This is a genomic window from Pseudomonadota bacterium, assembly GCA_016719885.1.
Lineage (GTDB): Bacteria > Pseudomonadota > Gammaproteobacteria.
In genome coordinates this window covers 127882-148374 of sequence record JADJYF010000018.1, presented here as the reverse complement: position 1 = coordinate 148374, position 20493 = coordinate 127882, and the positions used below count along the sequence as shown (strand labels likewise).

The following is a 20493-nucleotide window of genomic DNA, read 5'->3' as shown; positions in this document are numbered from 1 at the left end:
CCTCGTGCGTCACGCCGGGCGACGCCTGATCGATTGCAATCGTTGACGGCTGGCATCCTTGAACGCCAGCAGGCGCGTTTCTTCACGCTGACGACGCAGCTCGTGCAACTGTTGCAGCAGCGCGCCGACGGTGAGGCTGTCGTCGGCGACGAGCGCCTGCATGGCGTGCATCACCTGCGCGGCGATGCCCGCCACCGCCTCGCCGCTGAAACGCGCGCTGTCGTACAGGAGCTGCAGCTCGAGACGCTCGCCTGGCACGCCACGCAGGGTCAAGGGATAGCTGTTGCGGATCACCGGCCGCGTAGCGGCGATCTCGATATCGCCGTGACGCTCCGGGCCGCCGTGGAAACCGGCGCTGTTCTCGATCACCACCAGGCTTTCGAACAGGCGCAGCGAGCGCGGTGTCTCGGCCCAGTCCTGCACCCGTGCCAGCGGCGTCTGTTCATATTGGCGCGACTCGGCCTGCGCCACCTGCAGCGCCGCCAGCCACGCGGCGCAGGGCTGCTCGACGGCGATGCGCGCGCGCACCGCGAGGGTGTTGATGAAAAGGCCGATGATGCGTTCGGCTTCCGGCAGGCTGGCGGGACGGCCGGCGATGGTCGCGCCGAATACAACGTCCTGACGTTGCGCCTGACCGGCCAGCCACAGTGCCCACGCGCCGCTGACCAGCGTGCTCAAGGTCAGGCGGCGGCGCCTGAGTTCGGCGACGAGCGCCGCGCTCGCATCGGCATCGAGTTCGAAACGGTGTTCGAGCACTTCGCCCGGCGCGGCGGCGGGCAGATCGCCGAGCACGGGCGTCGGCTCGCGAAAATCTTCCAACAGCCGCCGCCAATAGACTTGCGGGGCATCGAGGTCCTGGGCGCGCAGCCAGTCGATGAACAGCCGGTAGGCGGGCGCCGGCGCGAGCGTGGCGGCGTGACCATCGCGGCGCGCGCGGTAACAGGCGAACAGTTCGTCGAACAATTGCGCGCGGCACCAGCCGTCCATCAACAGGTGATGATGCACCAGTACGAACTGCCAGCGCTCGACGTCCCACCGCACCAGGATCACGCGCAGCAGCGGCGCTGCGTCGAGGGCGAAGCCGCGGCGGCCTTCGGTGTCCAGCAGCGCATCGAGGCGGCGCTCGCGCTCGGCGGCATCGCACATGCGCCAGTCGTGTTGTTCGATGGCGAAGTTCACCTCGCGGTGCACCGCCTGCAAGGGCTCGTCGAGGTCTTCGTAATGAAAAGACGTGCGTAGTATCGGGTGGCGCGCCAGCATGTCCTGCCAGGCTTGCGCGAAGGCCGCGACATCCAGCGCGCCGTTGAGTGCGTAGGCGAGGCGGCTGCAATACACGCCGCTGGCCGGCGCGTCGAGCGTATGGAACAGCATGCCCTGCTGCATGGGCGCCAGTGGGTAGATGTCGTCGAGCAGCGCGCCGTCGCTCTCGAGCCTGGCGCGCAGGCGTGCCACGCCGGCGTCGTCCTGCGTGGGCGCGGCGTCGCGCGCAGCGCCCGGCGCGACCTCGTCGGCGCAAGCCGGCGCGGCACAGGCGGCGGCCAGCGCCGCGACCGTCTGGTGCTGGAACAAGTCCTTGTTGTTGACTTCGAGGCCGGCGCGTCGCGCGCGCGCGATGAACTGCAGGCCGATCACCGAATCGCCGCCGAGCTCGAAGAAATTGTCGTCGGCGCCGATGCGTGGCACGCCGAGCAGCGCCTGCCAGAGTTCGGCGATGAGTCGTTCGCCGGCGTTGCGCGGCGCGGTATGGGCGCCGTCCTGTGACGTCGCGGCGCTCGACACCGCGCTGTCCGTGCCGTCGGCGGTGGCCGTGGGGGGCGCAGGCGGCGCCATTATCGCGGCCAGATCCTGGGACGAGACCGCGATGCGTGGCAGGGCACGGCCGAGCGCGCGCGCCAGCGCGTCCATGCCTTCATCCGAACTCATGCCTTCGCGCAGCGCCGCGAGCTGGCGTTCGCCGCGCTGGCCGGCGAGTCGCGCCGCCATGCCGGTATCGCGCCACACGCCCCAGTCTATGCTCATCATGACCTTGGCGAGCGGCGAGGCGGAGGCCGCCTCGGCTTCTATCCACGCATCGAGCACATTGCTCGCGGCCGAATAATCGAACTGGCCCGCCACGCCGATTACCGCCGCCAGCGACGAGAACGCGACGAAGCAATCGAGCGGACGACCGCGCAGCGCCGCCGCCAGGGTCAGGCTGCCCTGTACCTTGGGCGCCAGCACCGCCGCCGCTTGCTCACGGGTCTTCAGTACCGCGGCACTGTCGTTCAGCACCAGCGCGGAATGGAACACGCCGTCGAGGACGCCGAATCCTTGCTCGATGTCGCCGAGCAAACGCTGCACCGCGGCTGCATCGGTGATGTCGCAGCGCGCGATCATCACTTCGCTGCCCAGCGCTTCGATGCGCCGCAGCTCGGCGATGGTGCGCGCCGTGTCGGTGTCGGCGTTGACCTGCCCGGCCGGCAGCGGCTTGCGCGCCACCAGCAGCGCGGCATCGACCGCGTGGCTGTCATGCGGCCACACTTCGATGTCGGTCAGGCCGGCCGCCTGCATGACCGTCTGCCAGGTGTCGGCCTCGAGCAGTGGCGAGGCGCCGCGCAGGGCCTCGTCTTCGTAATGCCACCAGCCCTCGGTCAGGCCCCACACCAGGTCCACCCACGGCGTGCTGCGCAGGGACTCGATGAGGATCAGCGCGCCGCCCGGTTTCAGCGCGCGCGCGAGACGCGTGAGCGCGGCCGTGACGTCACGCGTGGCATGCACGACGTTGAAGGCCAGCACCAGGTCGACGCCGTCATGGCCATAGCCTTGCGCGGGCAGATCCTGCTCGATGTCGAGCGTCGCGAAGCGCATGAAGTCGATGTCGCGTCGACGCGCTTCGCGCGCCGCGTTGGCGACGAAGCTCGGCGCGATATCGGTGTAGTGATATTCGACGTTTTCGCCCGCCAGCACCGGCGCCAGGGTCCAGGCCAGGTGACCTTCGCCGCCGCCGACCTCGAGAACGCGCAGCGGCGTGCGCCGCCCATCGACGCCGCGCGCGTGGAGCCATTGCTGGACCAGCGCGCGCAGCAGTTGATGCTGGATGCGCATCGACGAGTGCTCGAGGATCACCGCGCTGCCGGCACGGAACAGCGCCAGGGCGTCTTCGCCGAACAGGACTTCCAGCCCGGCGCTGTCGCCGCGCAATACCTGCGGCGTGCGCGCCGCGCAGTGCGCGAGCAAATCGAACAGCGGCGCGAGTTGCGGGTGAGCGGCGCGCAGGGCGTCGTGCAGCGTGGCGGCGGCCGGCGGCGGCGTGGCGCTGAAACGCAGGGCATCGCCGCTTGTCGCGTGCAGCAGGCCGCGGTGCGCGAGACAGGCCAGCAGCATGTCGAACTGGCGCCGATAGGGCGCGGCGATGGCATTGCGCCAGGTCTGACGCGCGATGGTTTGGGCGCTGAGCGCGCGGCCGTGCAGGGCTTCGAGGATGTGCCAGGCGTGGGCCGCGCACAGCGCGAGCAGCCCATCCGCGAGTCCTGGCACGGTGGCCAGTTCGGTCAGCGGCTGCGCGGCGAGCACCTCGCGCTGGCGCTCGCCGAGGAAGTCGCCCAGCACCGGCAGCGGCGCAAGCGTCGCGTTGCTGGCCAGCGCCTGCCATTCGGCGCGCGGCGGGAAACCGCGGCGTGAACACAGCACCAGGCGCGCGCGCAGCGTTTCGGCCAGGTATTTGGCGGTGGCGAGTCCCACACCGCCGAGACCGCCGGTGATGAGATAGGTACCGCGTTCGCGCAGATAAGGCGCCGGTGCATTGCCGGCCGCGAGCGCTACCGGCTCGAAGCATTCGCGCCAACGTTGACCGCGGCGCAGGGCCATCACGCCGGCGCCATCACCCTGTTCGATCTCGGCCAGCAGTTGCGCCGCCAGCGTGTCGATGTCGGCGCCGTCCAGGGCCACATCGACATGCATGCATTCGAGCTGCGGCCATTCGCGCGGCAACACGCGCACCGCGCCCAGCGCCGCCGCCGCCAGCGGCGAACGCGGTTCGCCGCCGGTGACGTCATGCACGCCGCTGCCCACCACCACCAGCCGCGTCAGCGCGTCGGCGCCGGCGCGATCGAGCGCCTGCATGATGTCGAGCAGGCTGTAGAAATTCTGATCGAGGCCCTGCGCCATGCTCGCCAGCGACATCGCGCAGGGATTCACACCCCAGCAATGCACCACGCCGGTCGGCAGGCCTTGATGGGCACGCAACAGGTGCATGAGACCATCCATGTCAGCGGCGTGGCCGGCGCGCAGGGTATAGAAGCCGGCCACCACCTGGTTCAATTCCTGCTCGGCCACCACCGTGCTGACCTGGTGACCGCGTTCACGCAGCAGACCACCGAGGCGCGCGCCGAGGCCCAGGTTGTCGGCGAAGATCAACCAGTGCCGCGGCGTCGCGGTGGCGTCGCCGCGCGGGCCGCCGAGCGGCGCGGCGCGTTTCCACGACGGCACCTGGAACCAGTCGGCGAGATTGGCGAGCTTGCGCTGGCGGTCGGCGCGCGCGTCACGCTGGCGCGCGGCTTCCAGCCAATGACGCTGGCGCTCGAACGGATAGGTGGGCAGCGGCACGCGCCGGCGCCGTTCACCGCCATGGCGACTCGCCCAGTCCAGCGGCGCGCCGTTGACCCAGGCACGCGCCAGCGCGGTGGCGAACACGCGCGCTTCGTCGCCTTGCGCGCCCTGGTCGGCGGCCGGCATGAGCGGGATGACGGTCGTCGCCGACGCGCCGTTGCGTCGCGCCAGCGCGCTCATGGCCTGGCCCGGCCCGACTTCCAGGAACACGCTGTCGGCCATGCCCAGCAGCGTGCGTACCCCGGCCGCGAAGGCCACGGGCCGGCGCAGATGATCGACCCAGTACTGGCGCGAGGTGGCCTGCTCGGCGGTGATCCAGGTGCCGGTCAGGTTGGACACGTAGGGGCGTTGCGGTGGCGCGAGCCGGATGTCGTCGAAGCACGCCGCGAAGGCCGGCAGGATCGGGTCGAGCATGCGCGAGTGAAAGGCGTGGGAGGTGACCAGCATGCGCGCTTCGATGTCGCGCGCCGCGAGCGTCGCCTGCAAGGCGCCGATCGCGGCGCCCGGGCCCGACACCACGCACAGCGCGTCGGTGTTGATGGCGGCGATGTCGAGCTCGGCGCCGAGCAGCGCCGCGAGCGCGTCGCGCGCCATCGGTACCGCCAGCATGGCGCCCGCCGGCACGCTGCTCATCAGGCGCCCGCGTGCCGCCACCAGGCGCAGGCCGTCTTCCAGCGAGAACACGCCGGCACGGCAGGCGGCGACATATTCACCGAGGCTGTGGCCGAGCATGGCGTCGGCGCCGAGGCCGCTGGCGCTCAACAGTTCGGCGAGCGCGTACTCGAGCGCGAACAGGGCCGGCTGCGCGAGCCGCGTGTCACGCAGCGCGGACTCGTCGTCGGTATCGAACAGCAGCGCGCCGAGGTCGATGTCGGCATGCGTGCGCAGCCACCGCGCGCAGCCGTCGATACAGTCGCGAAACACCGGCTCGCTGGCGTATAGGCCGCGCCCCATGCCGAGGTGTTGCGAGCCCTGGCCGGGGAACACGTGCACCACGCGCGGCGCCTCGCGCGGCGCGATGCCGCTGACCATCGAGCCCGCACCATCCAACGCCTGCAGCGCCTGGTCGCGATCGGCGCACACCAGCGCGCGGCGATGATTGAATGCGCGGCGGCCCAACTGGCTGGTGTAGGCAAGATCGGCCAAGGCCAGCGTGGCGTGGGCGGGCTCGCGCAAATGCCGCGCGAGCGCCGCGCTGCCGGCGTCGGCGGCGGCGGCGCTGCGCGCCGAGTTCACCAGCACCGTGTACGCGTGGCGCGCGCTCGACGCCGCCACCGGCGGCGCCTGTTCGAGGATGACGTGGGCGTTGGTGCCGCCGATGCCGAAGGCGCTGACGGCGGCGCGGCGCGGGCCGTCGCCGTGCGCCGGCCAGTCACGCAGGCGGTCGTTGACGAAGAACGGCGACGCGCTGAAATCGAACTTGGGATTGGGCGCCTTGAAATTGAGACTGGGCGGCAACACGCCATGCCGGACGGCGAGCACCGCCTTGATGAAGCCGGCCACGCCGGCGGCGGTATCGAGATGGCCGATGTTGGTCTTGACCGCGCCGATGGCGCAGTACTGCCGCTGCTCGCCAGCATCGGCGAAGGCCTGGCTCAAGGCCGCGAGTTCTATCGGATCGCCCATCACGGTGCCGGTGCCGTGGGCCTCGACATAGCCGATGCTGCGCGGCTCGACGTCGGCGACCTGCTGCGCGGCGCGGATCACCGCCGCCTGGCCGTCGATGCGCGGCGCGGTGTAACCGGCCTTGCCGGCGCCGTCGTTGTTGATGGCGCTGCCCTTGACCACGGCATGCACGGTGTCGCCGTCCTTGAGGGCATCGGCCAGGCGTTTCAATACCACCACGCCGACGCCGTTGCCCGGCACGCATCCGTTGGCATCGGCATCGAAGGCGCGGCAATGGCCGTCCGGCGACAGGATGCCGTCCTGCTGGTAGTGATAGCCCGCCACTTGCGGCAGGCGGATGGTGGCGCCACCGGCCAGCGCCATGTCGCACTCGCCGCCGAGCAAGGCCTGCACCGCGACGTGTATGGCCACCAGCGATGTCGAACAGGCGGTCTGCACCACCACGCTCGGCCCTTCGAGGTTGAGCTTGTACGACACGCGCGTGGCGAGGAAGTCCTTGTCGTTGCCGATCACGGCCGGATGCCACAGGCGTTCGGCGGCGTCCTCGGTGTCGGCCAGCACGTTTTCGTTGAGATAGGAATTGCGCCCGACGCCGGCGTACACGCCGATGCCGGCGCCGCTGCGCGAGGCGTCGTAGCCCGCGTGTTCCAGCGCCGTCCAGGCGGTCTCCAGGAACACGCGCTGTTGCGGGTCGATGCTGGCGGCTTCGCGCGGGCTGTAGCCGAAGAACGCGGCATCGAAATCTTCCATGCCGTCCAGCACGCCCGCCACTTTCACGTAGGCCGGGTCGGCCAGCCGCGCCGCCGGCACGCCGGCAGCGATGAGCTCGGCGTCGCTGAAGCGCGTCAGGCATTCGCGACCCTCACACAGGTTGCGCCAATAGCTGTCGGTGTCGGTCGCGCCGGGGAAGCGGCCGGCCATACCGATCACCGCCACCTCGAGGCCGGTCAGCGTGTCATCGCTTTGCGTATTGCTCACAATGTTTCAAGTCCGCCCGTCAGCGTTTGCAGGCGACGGGGTAGTTCGTCGTGCCTGGCGGCTTGCTGCCAGGAAACAGTCAACGACTCCGCGGTAATCACTGCCACCAGGGCGCAAGTATAGGGTGAGGCCACGGACACGCACGAGCCGCGCGCACGGTAACTGTTATAAGTTTTGTCAATCTGGACACCGTTCCGTTTTTTACCCGGTGTCGCGCATGACTTCCCTGACCTGGTTCGCTAGTCTAGCCAGGGACTGGCGTCCCGGTCCGCTACGCGAACAACAACATGTCCCACACCAACGCGATCCGTTTTGCCACCGGCATGAAGGCGCAATGCTGTCGCCGCACGATGCCTGGCGCGAACGCTGTGCGAGTGTTGGTCAGTGCCGTGATCTGTCGATGAACGAGCCGCGCGCCGAGCGCGAGCGGACCCTGCACGCGCTGCTGGACGACGAGCCCTTGGTGGCGGACTGGATTTGCGTGTCACGCCATGGCGACGATGGCATGCCCGTCGAGGTGTTGTACGTGGTGCCGAGCCGTGCCCACGCCGAGCACGCGTGGCGGCCGGCGGCCGAGAGCCTGCTCGCCGCACCACCCGCCCGCGGCCGGGTGGTGCTGCTCAGTGCCCTGCCGCTGGCGGCGGATGGCGCCATCGACGTCGATGCCCTGGCGCGCGTGCCGCTGGTCGACGCCGCGTTCGCGGGTCGCGCCGCCGAGCTGGCGTCACGCAGCTTCGCGGTGGAATGCGCGGCCTTCGTGGTCGGCAGCAGCCTTGCCGACACGCCTTACCACGCCAGCCTGCTGCTGCCCAAGCCGCCCGCGCCGCGCGCGGGCCAGGCGCACAAGCGCGAGGCTTTCACCGCCAGCGCCCGTGGCGACGGTCCGCCGTCGCTGCTGGACGGCGGCGAACTGCCGCGGGACGCGAATGCGCCCGGCACGTTATTGGCCTGCCTCGAATCCGCCGCCGCGCGCGCCAGCGGCGCGTTGATCGCGATCGGCGCCGACGATCATGAACAGCGTCTCGAGTACGCGGAGCTGCTGACGCGCGCGCGCGCCGGCGCCGCCGAGTTGCAGGCCGCGGGCTTGATCGCCGGCTCGCCGGTGCTGCTGCAGTTCGAGGATCTGCGCGACTTCTTCGAAGCCTTCTGGGCCTGTATCGCGGCCGGCCTCATCCCGGTGCCGTCGGCCACGCTGCAACTCGAGCAGCGCGGCGCCGCCGAACGTCTGACGGCGATTTGGGAAAGTCTCGATCGGCCGTGCGTGCTGACCCAGGATTCGCTGCGCGCCGCGTTGGGCACCGCGCTGGCCACGCCCGACGCCGCGCCGCGCGTGATGGTGCTCCGGCGCGATGCCGCCACGCCGGCAGCGACGCCGTGCGCCGCCGCGCCCGACGACACCGCGCTCATGATGCTGACCTCGGGCAGCACCGGTACGCCGAAAGCGGTGCGCTTGAGCCATCGCAATCTCCTGAGTCGCGGGCGCGGCAGCCAGCTGGTGCATGGCTTCACATCCGAGTTGCGTTCGCTCAACTGGATGCCGCTCGATCACGTCGCAGGTCTCATCTACTTCCACCTGCGTGACGTGTTGCTGGGCGCCACCCAGGTCCACGTGCCGACCGCCACCGTGCTGCGCGACCCGCTGCGCTGGCTGGATCTGTGCGAGCGTTACCAGGCCGATATCACCTTCGCGCCGAATTTCGCCTTCGGGCTCATCAATGCGCGCGGCACCGATATCGTGCGTCGACGCTGGGACCTGTCGCGCCTGCGTCGCGTGCTGAACGGCGCCGAAGCGATCGTCGCGCGCACCGCGCGCGAATTCATGCAGCTGTTGACGCCCCACGGCCTGTCGCGCACCGCCATGATCCCGGCCTGGGGCATGGCCGAGGTGTCTTCCGGCATCACCTACAACCTCGAATTCGACCTGGATCGGGTGCGCGACGAGGATCGCCACGTGGCCGTCGGTCGACCGATACCCGGCACCCGCGCGCGCATCGTCGATGAACATGACAAGGTGGTGGCGGAAGGCGTGGAAGGGCGCCTGCAGATCCAGGGCGCGACCACCTTCGCCGGCTATTGGCAGCCCACCGATGAACCCGTCTTCACCGACGACGGCTGGTTCCGCACCGGCGACCTGGCCTACGTCGAAGCGGGCCGCCTGTTCATCACCGGCCGCGAGAAAGACACCATCAACATCGGCGGCATCAAGTACCCGGGGCCGGCCATCGAAGCGGCGGTCGATACCGTGCCCGGCGTGGCGTCGAGTTTCAGCGCGGCGCTGGCGGTGCAGGACGGCGGCGATGGCGCCGAGCGCCTGGCGGTGGCCTTCGTACCGGAGTACGACCGCGACGCGACGCTGCGCGTGCTGCTGCCGGCCATCCGTCGTCGCATCGGTGCGCAGCTCGGCGTGGCGGCCGACCTGCTGCTGCCCTTGACGCGTGCGCAGGTGCCCAAGACCTCGATAGGCAAGATCCAGCGGCGACAGATGCAGAACGCCTTCGCCGCCGGTGAATACGATGAAGCGCGACGTCGCTTCGAAATCCTCACCGGCAGCGGCGAGAGCCTGCCGCGCTGGTTCCATCGTCGCGAGTGGCACGCCAAGGCCGCGCGCGGCGAAGCACGCCTGCGCGACGGCGCGGTGGCGTGTCTGTACTGGGCCGATGACGACATCGCGCGTTTGCGCGAGGCGCTGGCGGGCGGGCGCGAAGTGTTGGCCGTCGATGGCGCGAGGCTGCGCGCCTTGTGCGCGGCGCAACGCCCGGCGCTGGTGTGCATGGCGCTCGACGACGAGCACGCGGCGTTGTCCGCGGTCATCGAGCTCGCCGGTGCGCTGGCCGCGGGCAACGCGGCGTGTCGCGTATTGATCACCACGCGGGGCGGCCTCGCGGTCGATGCCGTGGAAGCGGCGCGGCCACGGCTTGCGGCGGCGGCGGTATTGGCACGCGCCATCGCCCAGGAACTGCCCGGCATCAGCGTCACCCATATCGACAGTGATGCGCCGCTGCCGGCGGTGCTCGATGCGCTCGCGCACGGTGACGACGCCGAGATCGCATGGCGTGGCGGGCGGCGCCTGGTGCCGCTGCTCGCCGACGCATCGCTGCGGCCGCTCAGCGACGCGCCGCTGCGTCGTGGCGGGCGCTACCTGCTCAGCGGCGGCCTGGGCGGCATCGGCCAGCTGCTGGCCGAGCGCCTGGTGCAGGACTACGCGGCCGAGGTCGCCTTGCTGGGGCGACGATCCGCGGCCGAGCTCGACGAGGTCGCGCAGGCCTGGCTGGCCAAGCCGCGCGCGCAGGGCAGCATCGTCTATGCCGCCGCCGACGTGCGCGATGGCGCGGCGGTCGAGGCCGCCCTCGCCGGGCTTGGCCTAGCCTGGTGCGCACCGCTGGACGGCGCATTCCATCTCGCCGCCGACTATCACGAAGCGCGCGTCGAAGCGGAAAGCGCGGCGGCGGTGGCGGACGCGATTGCCATCAAGCTCGACGGCGCACGCGTGCTCGAAGCGCGGGTGGCGCGACGCGCCGACGCGGTGTTCGTGAGTTTCTCGTCGCTGTTGTCCGAACTGGTCGGCGCCGAGGTCGGCGCCTACGCGGCCGCGAGTCGCGCCCTCGAACACGCCTTCGATGGTCTTCAAGCGGGCGACGGACCGCGACGCTATTGCCTGGCCTGGGGCAGCTGGCGCGGCGTCGGCATGAGCCGTGGCCAGGACAGCGCGGTGGCCTTGGGCGCGCGCGGCATCGTCGCCCTCGACGCGCGCCAGGCCGGCAACGCGCTGCTGGCGGTACTGGGCCAGGCGCCCGGCACCTGGCTCATCGGTCTGAATCCCGAGGTGATGAGCATCGCGCGCCGCGCGCCGCGCGCGCTGCCGCTGGAGCGCGTGGTGGTGGCCGCCTGTCGCCCTGACGGCACGCCGGCGGACCTCACGCTGACCGATGACAGCGGTGTCACGGTCGCTGTCGAAGTGGTGCCGATGGTGGAATTTCCGCGCGATGCCGACGGTGCGCTCGACGGCGCCGCGCTGCTGCGCGTGCTGGAATCCGATCAGCATGCCCACGTCGAACCGCGCGATTCGACCGAAGCGCGGCTCAAGACCCTGTGGCAGGCCTTGCTCGGCATCGAGCGGATCAGCGTCGAAGACAGCTTCTTCGACGTCGGCGGCAGCTCGCTGCTCGCCACCCAGTTGCTGGGCGCGGTGGAAGCGGAGTTCGGCTGTCGCTGGACCATGCGTGACGTGTTCGCGGCGGTCACCATCGCGGCGCAGGCCGAGCTGTTGCGCCAAGCGGTGGGCGACGGCGTCGCCGACGACATTCCTCCCCGTCCGGCCGACCTCGCGGCGTTGCCCTTGTCCTCCGCGCAGCGCCGCATCTGGTTTTCCGATCAACTCGAACGCGGCGACCCGCTGTGGAACATCCATGCGCGCGTGACCTGGCAGCGTGACGTCGACAGCGCCGCGCTGGGCCGCGCGCTGTGGCGTCTGTGCGAACGACACGAGACCCTGCGCACCCGTTTCGCGCTGGTCGACGGCGAACCGCGGCAGCTCATCGCGGATGCGCCCGCGACCTTTCTCACCGTTACCGATCTCGGCGCGGTGCCCGAAGCGCAGCGCGCGGCGGCCGCCGCGCGTATCGCCGACAGCGAGGCACGCTGGCGTTTCGATCTCGGCGAGGGGCCGCTGCTGCGCGCGCAGCTGCTGAAGTTCAGCGACCGTCATTACGAGTTGCTGCTGACCACCCACCACGTCATCGGTGACGGATGGTCGATGCGCATCCTGTTCGATGAGCTGCGTGCGCTGTACGACGCCGAGCTCGCCGGCACGCCGCTCGAGCTGCCGGCCCTCGCCATTCAATATGCCGATTACGCGCTGTGGCAGCAGCGCCATTACGCGCCGGAATATTTCGCCGAGCATCTCGCCTACTGGCGCGCGCAGCTCGACGGCGTCAGCACCGGCACGGTGTTGCGCAGCGATCATCCGCGTCCGGCGCTGCGCGGTTCGCGCGGGCAACAGTTGCGCGTGCCGCTGCCGGCCGCGCTGCTGGTGGCCAGCGAGACCTCGCGCCAGCGACTCGGCGTCAGCCAGACGGTGTGGATGCTGGCGTGCTTCGTGGTGCTGCTGCGGCGCTGGAGCGGCGATCGTGACGTGACGCTCGGCACGGTGGTCGCGCATCGCGACGCACCCGCCACCCACGGCTTGATCGGCATGTTCGCCAATCTCGCCATCGTGCGTCACCTGTGCGACGACGCCGCCAATTTCGCGCAGTTGTGCGCGGCGCTCAAGGACACGGTCCTGCGCCTGCACGAACACTCGGTGGTGCCCTACGAGATGGTGGTCGAGCAATGCGGCAGCTACCGTGACCCGCAGTTCGCGCCGCTGTTCCAGATTGCCTTCGATGTACGCGACGCGCGCCTGCGTGACAGCGGCAGTCCCGAGCTGGAACTGGCGGTGATGGAACGCGATATCGGGCGCGTGCAGTACGACCTGCACCTGACCATGGAGCCCGGCGCCGACGGCATGGTGGCGCTGTGGAGCTACAACACCGACCTGTACGAGCTCGCCACGGTGCAGCGCCTGGCCGACGCCTTCCTGCAGCTCGCCACCGCCGCCGCCGCGTCGCCCACCACCGCCTGCGCGCTGCTGCCACTCATGACGGCGGCCGCGCGCCAGCAGGTGGTGACGGACTTCAATGCCAGCGCACTGAGCTTGAACAGTGACTGCGCGTACCGGCAGATCGCCGCGCTGGCGCAGCGCCAGGGCGCCGCGTTGGCGCTGGAATTCGAATCCACGCGCGTCGACTACGCGCAACTCGAGCGCGATAGCGGCAGCGTGGCGGCGGCGCTGCAAAGCGTCGGCGTGGTGCGCGGCGATCGCGTTGCGCTGGCCGTGCCGCGCAGCGCCGAGATGATCATCGCCATGCTCGGCATCCTGCGTGCCGGCGCGGCCTTCGTGCCCATCGACGTGAGCTACCCGGCCGACCGCATCGACTACATCCTCGGTGACGCCGATTGTCGCGCCGTGCTGCGCGCTGACATCGATCTGCCGGTGAGCGCGCGCCTGCCCGAAGTGCGCGTGGCAAACGCCATCGCGCTCGGCGCCACGCCGACGCCCTGCGCGGTGGAGGGTGACGACCTTGCCTACCTCATCTACACCTCGGGTTCGACCGGGCGGCCGAAGGGCGTGCTGATCGATCATCGCGGCCTTGCGAACATGGCGGGCGGCGTGATTCACACCTTGGGCATCCGCGCCGACGATCGCGTGCTGCAGTTCTCGTCCATCGGCTTCGACGCGGTGGTGTTCGAAACCTTCAACGCGCTGTTGGCCGGCGCCGCGCTGATCCTCGGCACGCGCGAGGCCTTGCTGCCGGGACCGCCCTTGCTCGACTTCATGCGCACGCGGCGGGTCAGCATGGCGGTGCTGGTGCCGTCGGTGCTGCAGGTCCTGCCCGCCGACGCGCTGCCCGATCTACGCATCCTGGTGAGCGCAGGCGAAGCGCTCAGCCTCGAACTCGCCCGCCAGTGGGCGCATCGCTGCGCGCTGTGGAATGCCTACGGCCCGACCGAGGCCTCGGTGTGCACGACGCTGGGGCGCGTGCCGGCGGACGTGCAAGCGGCGCCGGACATCGGCGCGCCGATCCCGAATTACCGCGTGTACGTGCTCGATGAGCACCTGGCGCCGGTGCCGATAGGCGTCGACGGCGAACTGTGCATCGCCGGCCCGAGCGTCGCGCGCGGTTACCATGGCCGCGCCGATCTCACGGCCGAACGCTTCCTGCCCGATCCCTTCGACGCCGGCGGCCACGGTCGCTTGTTCCGCAGCGGTGACTTCGCGCGCTGGCGCGCCGATGGTCGGCTCGCCTTCGTCGGGCGTCGCGACGATCAGCTCAAGCTGCGCGGCGTGCGCATCGAGATCGGCGAAATAGAGGCCGCGCTCGCGCGCCTGGCCGGCGTGGCGGCGGCGGTGGTCGCGCCGGACCCGCGCGTGGCGGGCAGCGAACTGGTGGCCTTCGTGGTTGCCGACGGCAGCGTGCCGGTCCATTCCGAAGGTTTGCGCGCCGGCCTTGCGGCATTGTTGCCGGTCGCCATGATCCCGGCCCGCTATCACTTCGTCGCCGCCATCCCGGTCACCAGCAGCGGCAAGGCCGACCGGCGCGCGCTGGAGCGTGGCCTGCCGCCGCTGGTGCGCGCCGCCGCCGGCCAGGCGCCGCTCGACGGCGCGTCACTGGAAGCCCGGATCGCGGCGGTATGGTGTGAAGTGCTGGCCTGCGAAGAGGTCGACTACCACGCCAATTTTTTCGATATTGGCGGCCACTCGCTGAAGGTCGCCAAGGTCAATGCCGAGTTGCAGGCGCGCCTCGGCCGCGACATTCCGCTCATCGAGCATTTCCGCTTTACGACGGTGGCCAGTCTTGCCGAGCATTTGCGCGGGAGTGGCGCGCCGGACTCGTCGCCGAGCGCGTCGAGGTCCGACGACGCGGTGACGGAGCGTGTAGAGCGCTTGAACCAAGGGCGCGCTTCGCTGGCCGCGCTGCGTGCCCGTCGTGCGCCGGATGGCGGCAACCACAGGACGTGACGAAGCGCGCCGCGGCGGGCAAGATGACGCGCGGCCGGTCCCCATTCCAAACTCCGACACCATGCACATGCCATTGAAGTTTCCCTCCGACTCCCTCCAGCAGCTGGGCGGCCTGGTCCGTGATATCGATGTCGAAGCCGGACGGCCACGTGCACTGGCGCTGACCAGCGCGGTACGCGACGAAGGCGTTTCGACCACGGCCATGGCGCTGGCCGCGAGCCTGGTCTGCGAGCACGGCCTGCGTGTGCTGCTGGTGGATGCCAACTTGCGCGCACCGGCGCTGCATCACCTTGCCGGCGTGGCGCAGGCGCCGGGATTGTCGGAACTGTTGGAGGAAGGCAGCACCTGGCAGGGCGCGGGCCACGCGCGCGCGGCAGGGCCGACCGTGCTTACCGCCGGTGGCGCCGTGGAACCGCCGGTGCGCTTGCTGCGCAGTGACGCGCTCTCGGCGCGTCTGGCGGAGCTCGCGCCAAGCTTCGACTGGGTGTTGTTCGACTGCCCGCCGGTGAATGCCTATCCCGACGCGGCCGAGATCGCCGCAGCCTGCACCGCGACGGTGTTGGTGGTGCGTTCGGGGCGTACGCGACGGGAGATCGTGATCGACGCCAAGCGCCGCCTCGAGCAAGCGGGTGCAAAAGTTGCCGGCGTGGTGTTGAACCGCCGGCGTTACTACATTCCCGAGGCCTTGTATCGCTGGCTGTGAGCGACGGCGCTCACGCGCCGGTACGCATGCCGTCCAGCCGTTCCCAGTAGTTCAAACGCGCAGCGGACTGCGCGTCGGGATGGAATACGCGCGCGCGCACCGGGCCGTCGTTGAAGGCGATACCCGCCTCGATATCCGCCAGGCCTTGCCACACGGTCTTGCTCACGACGTGGTCGAAAGCGTCCATGAGCGCCGGATCGTCGGGCCGTGGCTCTATGCCCGTGGTGGTGTCGAGATACCCGCGGATCACCTGTTCGAGACTGCGCTCGGAGCTCACGCGTCCGATGATATAGCGGTCGGCGCCGGGCCGGTTCAGAAAGGCCGCATCCCGGTAGAGATAGACATCGCCGAGTATGTCGACCGCGACCGAGACCTGCGGATAGACCTTCGGATACATGTCGGCCGCCTTGACCATTGCCAACGGTTTCCACATCACGCCTTCGGAGAGCGCATGCAGCGCATAACCGTAATCGACTTCGAGGCGCGGGCACTCGTTGCGCTGCTTGGCGCGAAAACGCGCGAAAATATCGACCAGTGCCTGCCGCTCCGCGCTGGACAATCCGCCTTCTTCCGGCACGCTGAAATCTTCACGCAAGGTCAGGAAGTCGACGCCGGGGCCGTTGTCGACTTGTGAATTAATATCGCGAATGACGTCGAGCACCCGCAGCACCTGGTCCGTGGTGTTCATCAGCACGATGAAATTGAAACCGAACTTGGTGCGCGACCCGCGGCGATTGCGTTCCTTGAGAAACGAGATGACATTGGCCTTGACCGGCTCGAAGGCCTGTTTGCGGCCCGTGACCTGCTGATAGGAAGCGTCATCGACGCCGTATAGCGACACGCGAAAGATGTCGAGATCGAACAGGCCGGGGTGCAGTTCCTGGTACTTGGGCGTGAGCATGTAGCCATTGGTGACCAACGGCACACGCAATCCGCGGCTCTTTGCGCCGTGTATGACGTCATCTATCTTGGAATTGGTCAAGGGTTCCAGGCCGCCACCCAGCGACAACGTCGAGCGGCCGTCGGCGGCCATGGCGGCGAAGATGTCGTCGAACACCGCATTGCCGTTGCCGAGGGCGGCGTGATCGTAACGCGCGTTGGCTTCGCGCCCGCAGAACGAGCAGTGGAACATGCACGATAGCGCGGCATATATGCCGATGCGCACCGGGAAACCGTAACGATCGCGAAGCACGTCTTCGATCGAGCCGGACGTCACCAGCGGAAGGATGGTCTGCCAGTACTTCTGCGCCAGGCCGACCTCGACGATCAGCTTCTGCACCAGGTCGGTGTCGCGCATGGCGGCATTCAAGTGCACGAGTCGCTCGCGGTCCAGTCCCTCGCTGCGCAGCACATCGCGCTGCGTGGTCCACGGCTCGCGGCTGAGGGTGTGCGTGATACGCAGCACGCGTTCGACCCACGCATCGAGCTGCGCGGCGTCCTTGGGATTGTCGACGACACGGTGACGCAGCAGGGACCCGACCAGGTGCGGGCGCAGCATGGCGACGGCATTCGGCGGCAAGGTCTTCGGCAGGGCTTGATAAAGGAACGGGCGCAACATCGTGACCTGCTCGTCAACCAGCGCGTGTTCACTGCGTTCGGTGACTTCGACCACTGGCAAGGTGTCGGCGGCGGTGTTCGGAATTTTCACATTCGGATCCCGTGTATGCGCGATGAAGTAAGACAACTCGGCGTTGAGCGAGGGCATGTGGTCCCCGGCCTGTGCGTCGTCCGTGAGTCGCTCGCCGTCGAGCGTCAGCCAGCCCGGCTCGCTGGTGTAATCGAGTACCAGGCAGTGGCCCGCGGCATCTTCCACGCTGACGCTGCGGCAGGCGGCGGCCGCGTGCTTGTCCAGCGAAATCTCGATGTCGATAGCGCCGCCACGCATGGCCAGCCTGGCGTCGCGACAGCCATCACGCGTGGTCAACATCCCTAGCGTCGACGGAGCGCTGCCGAACAATAATACGAATTCGCTCAGGATGTGCGGAAGCACGTCACTGACCACGTTGAGGCTCGGGTCGGGATCCTTGCGGATGCCCCATTTCTCCACCCCACGGCAGTCGTGCCAGACAAACCGAACGCGTTGCACCGTACCGAGGGCGCGACGCATGGCTGCACGCAATCGGTGCAGACTCGGCGAGTACATGAATTCGTAGCCGACCGCGAGTGCGAGGCCGCGGCCGCGGGCGACTTCCAGCAGGTGACGCGCCTCGGCGGCGGTGGCCGTGAAGGGCTTCTCCGTCAACACGTGCAGACCGCGTTCCAGCAGCTGCATGGTGGTCGCGTAATGATCGCAGGCAAGCCTCGCAACCACCGCCACCTGCACCGGGTGGCGTACGAGCGCAGCCTCGAGCGACGTCGCAATCGAGACACTGGTCAGCTCGCCGCGCGCGTGGCGCGAGGCCAGCCATTCACGCGCCGCCGTGGGATTGCGCGCGGCGACGAGTTGCACGCTGCCAAGCGGTGGGCCGAGTTCCGCCAGCACGCTGCTCAATATGCGGCCCCAACGACCGGCACCGAGCACCACGACGTGGACGGGCGGGCCGGCCGCGAGAGCGCGCCAGATGGCCGCATCGAGCTTGAAATCCGACGGCTCGCGATCCGCCGAGGTGAGCGCCGAGCCGGGTTTATCGTCCACGTGGCACCGTCGGCCCGGTAATCGGCGCTGCGTCCCTTCAGTGCACGCGCAGCGTCTTGTAGCCCTTGCCGAAATATTTCTCCAGCCGGCGCAAGGTGGCCGCGCTGCAGGTACGCTCCAGCCAGGGAAAATGCCGAAGGTACTCTTCGGTCGAACGATTGATGCCGCCCCATTCGACGTTGGTCAGGGGCGATTCGAAGCCGTTATCCACCGCGCGCTTGAACTCGACCGTGCCAGGGTAGGGCGTGAATATCTTCGGCCCGCTGACGTTGACCCAGGGGCCGAAGTCGCCATTCTGGATGGCTTCGCACATGTCGATGGTTTCGTTGATGCTGCGATCGGTTTCCTGTGGGAATCCGACGATGAAGGACATGCGCAGCGTGACCTGGAACTCCTGGGCGAGGTGCATGAGCTTGTAGTAGTCCGCTACGCGCGTACCCTTCTTCATGAGATTGAGGGTGTCCTGCGAGGCGGATTCGGCGCCGACGAACACCTGGATGCAGCCCGCATCGGCAATGCGACGCAGCAGCGAGGAGTTGTCGCGCAGCAACTGGTCGGCGCGCGCCTCGATGAGGAAGCGCAGCCCCTGGCTCTGGAAATAATCGAGGATGGCGTAGGCACGTGGATCCTTGCGGTGGCCGATCCAGAACATGTCGTCCCAGATGCCGACGCCGTCCATTTCGAGGCCTCGGCCGTGCAGTTGCGCGCGGATGGTGGTGATCTGCCGCGCCACCCACTCGGGACTGTGGGCGTTCCATTTGAAACGATTGTTCTGATCGCCGTGCATGACCTGCAGCGGTTCGGAGCAGAAGGTGCACTTGTAGGGGCAACCGCGGCTGGTGAGCAGGTAGTAGAACAAGCGGTGATCGCTGTTATAGAGGCCGACGTCCCAACGTTGCATCTGTTCGATGGTCAGGCGGGTTTCCGGCGACAGATCCTCGGCATTGATCTGGCGTTCGTTCAGCAGTTGACGCACCTGGTCAAAACTGCGGGACAACTGGTCGCGAATGCGCACGTCCGGCGAGCGCACCGAATGTCGTTCGGAAAACAGGTAGCGCCCGACGTCATCGACGTCCCAGGCGGGTTCGAACGCGTCGATGTCGGTGGGCGCGTGGCCGTGCACGATGCGACCGGGCTTCTTTATGCCGTCCACCAGATCGGTCACGAAGCGCGGGAATACTTCCTCGCCCTGGCCGACGAAGACATGATCGATATAGGGCGTATTGGCGCACACGTCGCTGAGCAGGGTGGGGTGCACCCCGCCCCATACCACGGAAATCTGGGGGTAATTGCCCTTGATGAACAGGGAATGGCGTTCGAAGTCGGAAACTTCCGGGGCGGTCATCACCGACATGCCGACCACCCGTGGTCGCATTTGATCGAGCACCGCCGCGAGCGCGTCGGTGGTGATGCCGCTGGCAACGATGGCGGAACTGATGCCTTGCTTGCGCAGCGCATCGACCAGGTACAGCACGCCCATCTGCGGATAGGCCGAATCCTGAGTGATAAACAACACATCGGTCATGGTTTTATGCTCGCTGTTGCCGCGGACGGGATTCGCAACGCCTATGCAGAGCGGCGCGCAAGCGTTGGGGCCGGGCGCCAGCCCCTATGCCGGTCAGTATTGTGTCAGGGTTCCGGCGCGCTTTGTGTGTACTACGCCCACCTTGAACAGTAGCAAACTGAGCGGCAGGGAAATCGCGGCAAATACGCAAAGAAACAAGATTTCACCGGACAGTTCGCGCAGTGAGGCGTTGGATATCAGTGCGGCGCGCAGTCCGTTGGCCGCGTGCGTCATGGGCACGAAGTAGCACACCGACTCGACCCAGTCCGGCAGCACCGAGGTTGGATAGAAAGTGCCGCCCAGCAAGGCGGATGTGGCACTGAACACCTTGCGCAGGCCGGAACCGCGCTTGAATACCAGGACCACGGTGGCGGAAATGATGCCGAGCGGCGCGAAATTCAGGATTGCCAGCAGCAGTATGACGGCTGCCGCCAGCGGATTGCTGTTACCCAGCTGGAGGTCGAACAACACGACCCCGAACAACAGGTAGGTAAGGAAACTGAAGGTGGTGAACAGGTACGGCCAAAGCGACGAGAACAGCAGCATGTGGGTGAGCTTGATGGGAGCGAGAAGTACGATCTCGAGGGTTCCCATGAGCTGGCTTTCGCGGATGTTGTTGTCGAAGGTCTCCAGGCTCGTGTACATGAAGTCCATGAGCGCGACGCCGATCATGAGATAGGCGAAGTAATCGTTGTTGTAATTGGGCGAGATTGGGCGTCAACACGCCGCCGAACACGGCGCTGATGTAGTAGAAGGTGATGACCTTGAACAGGACCGCCAGCGCCTCGCCGAAGAAGGCGGTCTTGTAGCTGGCGGCAATGAGGATGTCGCGTTTGAGAAAT

At 68.4% G+C, this 20493-nt stretch carries 6 protein-coding genes; 2 read left to right on the top strand and 4 right to left on the bottom strand.

Annotated elements, in window-relative coordinates; genetic code table 11:
* Positions 1 to 9 precede the first annotated feature (9 nt).
* A complete protein-coding gene (locus IPM80_18550) occupies positions 10 to 7191 on the bottom strand; it encodes an SDR family oxidoreductase (GenBank protein MBK8960355.1) in 7182 nt (2393 codons plus the stop codon).
* Positions 7192 to 7591: 400 nt separating this feature from the next.
* Between IPM80_18550 and IPM80_18545 the strand changes: the two genes are divergently transcribed.
* Together IPM80_18545 and IPM80_18540 are read left to right on the top strand one after the other, a co-directional pair.
* Positions 7592 to 14749 carry an amino acid adenylation domain-containing protein gene (locus IPM80_18545; protein ID MBK8960354.1) on the top strand — a complete coding sequence of 2386 codons (7158 nt, stop codon included), beginning with the start codon at positions 7592 to 7594 and terminating at the stop codon, positions 14747 to 14749.
* A gap of 73 nt (positions 14750 to 14822) precedes the next feature.
* Positions 14823 to 15452 carry a CpsD/CapB family tyrosine-protein kinase gene (locus tag IPM80_18540; protein ID MBK8960353.1) on the top strand — a complete coding sequence of 210 codons (630 nt, stop codon included), beginning with the start codon at positions 14823 to 14825 and terminating at the stop codon, positions 15450 to 15452.
* 10 nt (positions 15453 to 15462) lie between these two features.
* Here IPM80_18540 and IPM80_18535 read toward each other — a convergent pair whose 3' ends face one another.
* The 3 genes from IPM80_18535 to IPM80_18525 form a co-directional block, all read right to left on the bottom strand.
* On the bottom strand, positions 15463 to 18087 hold the full coding sequence (locus IPM80_18535; protein ID MBK8960352.1) for a Gfo/Idh/MocA family oxidoreductase: 2625 nt from the start codon (positions 18085 to 18087) through the stop codon (positions 15463 to 15465).
* 37 nt (positions 18088 to 18124) lie between these two features.
* Positions 18125 to 19612 (bottom strand): B12-binding domain-containing radical SAM protein, encoded by a 1488-nt coding sequence (locus IPM80_18530; GenBank protein ID MBK8960351.1) that lies wholly within the window; start codon positions 19610 to 19612, stop codon positions 18125 to 18127.
* Between the two features lie 93 nt (positions 19613 to 19705).
* Positions 19706 to 20323: an ABC transporter permease gene (locus IPM80_18525; protein MBK8960350.1), complete on the bottom strand. Its 618-nt coding sequence runs from the start codon at positions 20321 to 20323 to the stop codon at positions 19706 to 19708.
* Between the last annotated feature and the right edge of the window lie 170 nt (positions 20324 to 20493).

Coding starts and splice junctions, on each gene's coding strand:
- IPM80_18525 (MBK8960350.1), bottom strand. CDS start 20,323: ATGATCGGCGTCGCGCTCATGGACTTCATGTACACGAGCCTGGAGACC.
- IPM80_18530 (MBK8960351.1), bottom strand. CDS start 19,612: ATGACCGATGTGTTGTTTATCACTCAGGATTCGGCCTATCCGCAGATG.
- IPM80_18545 (MBK8960354.1), top strand. CDS start 7,592: ATGAACGAGCCGCGCGCCGAGCGCGAGCGGACCCTGCACGCGCTGCTG.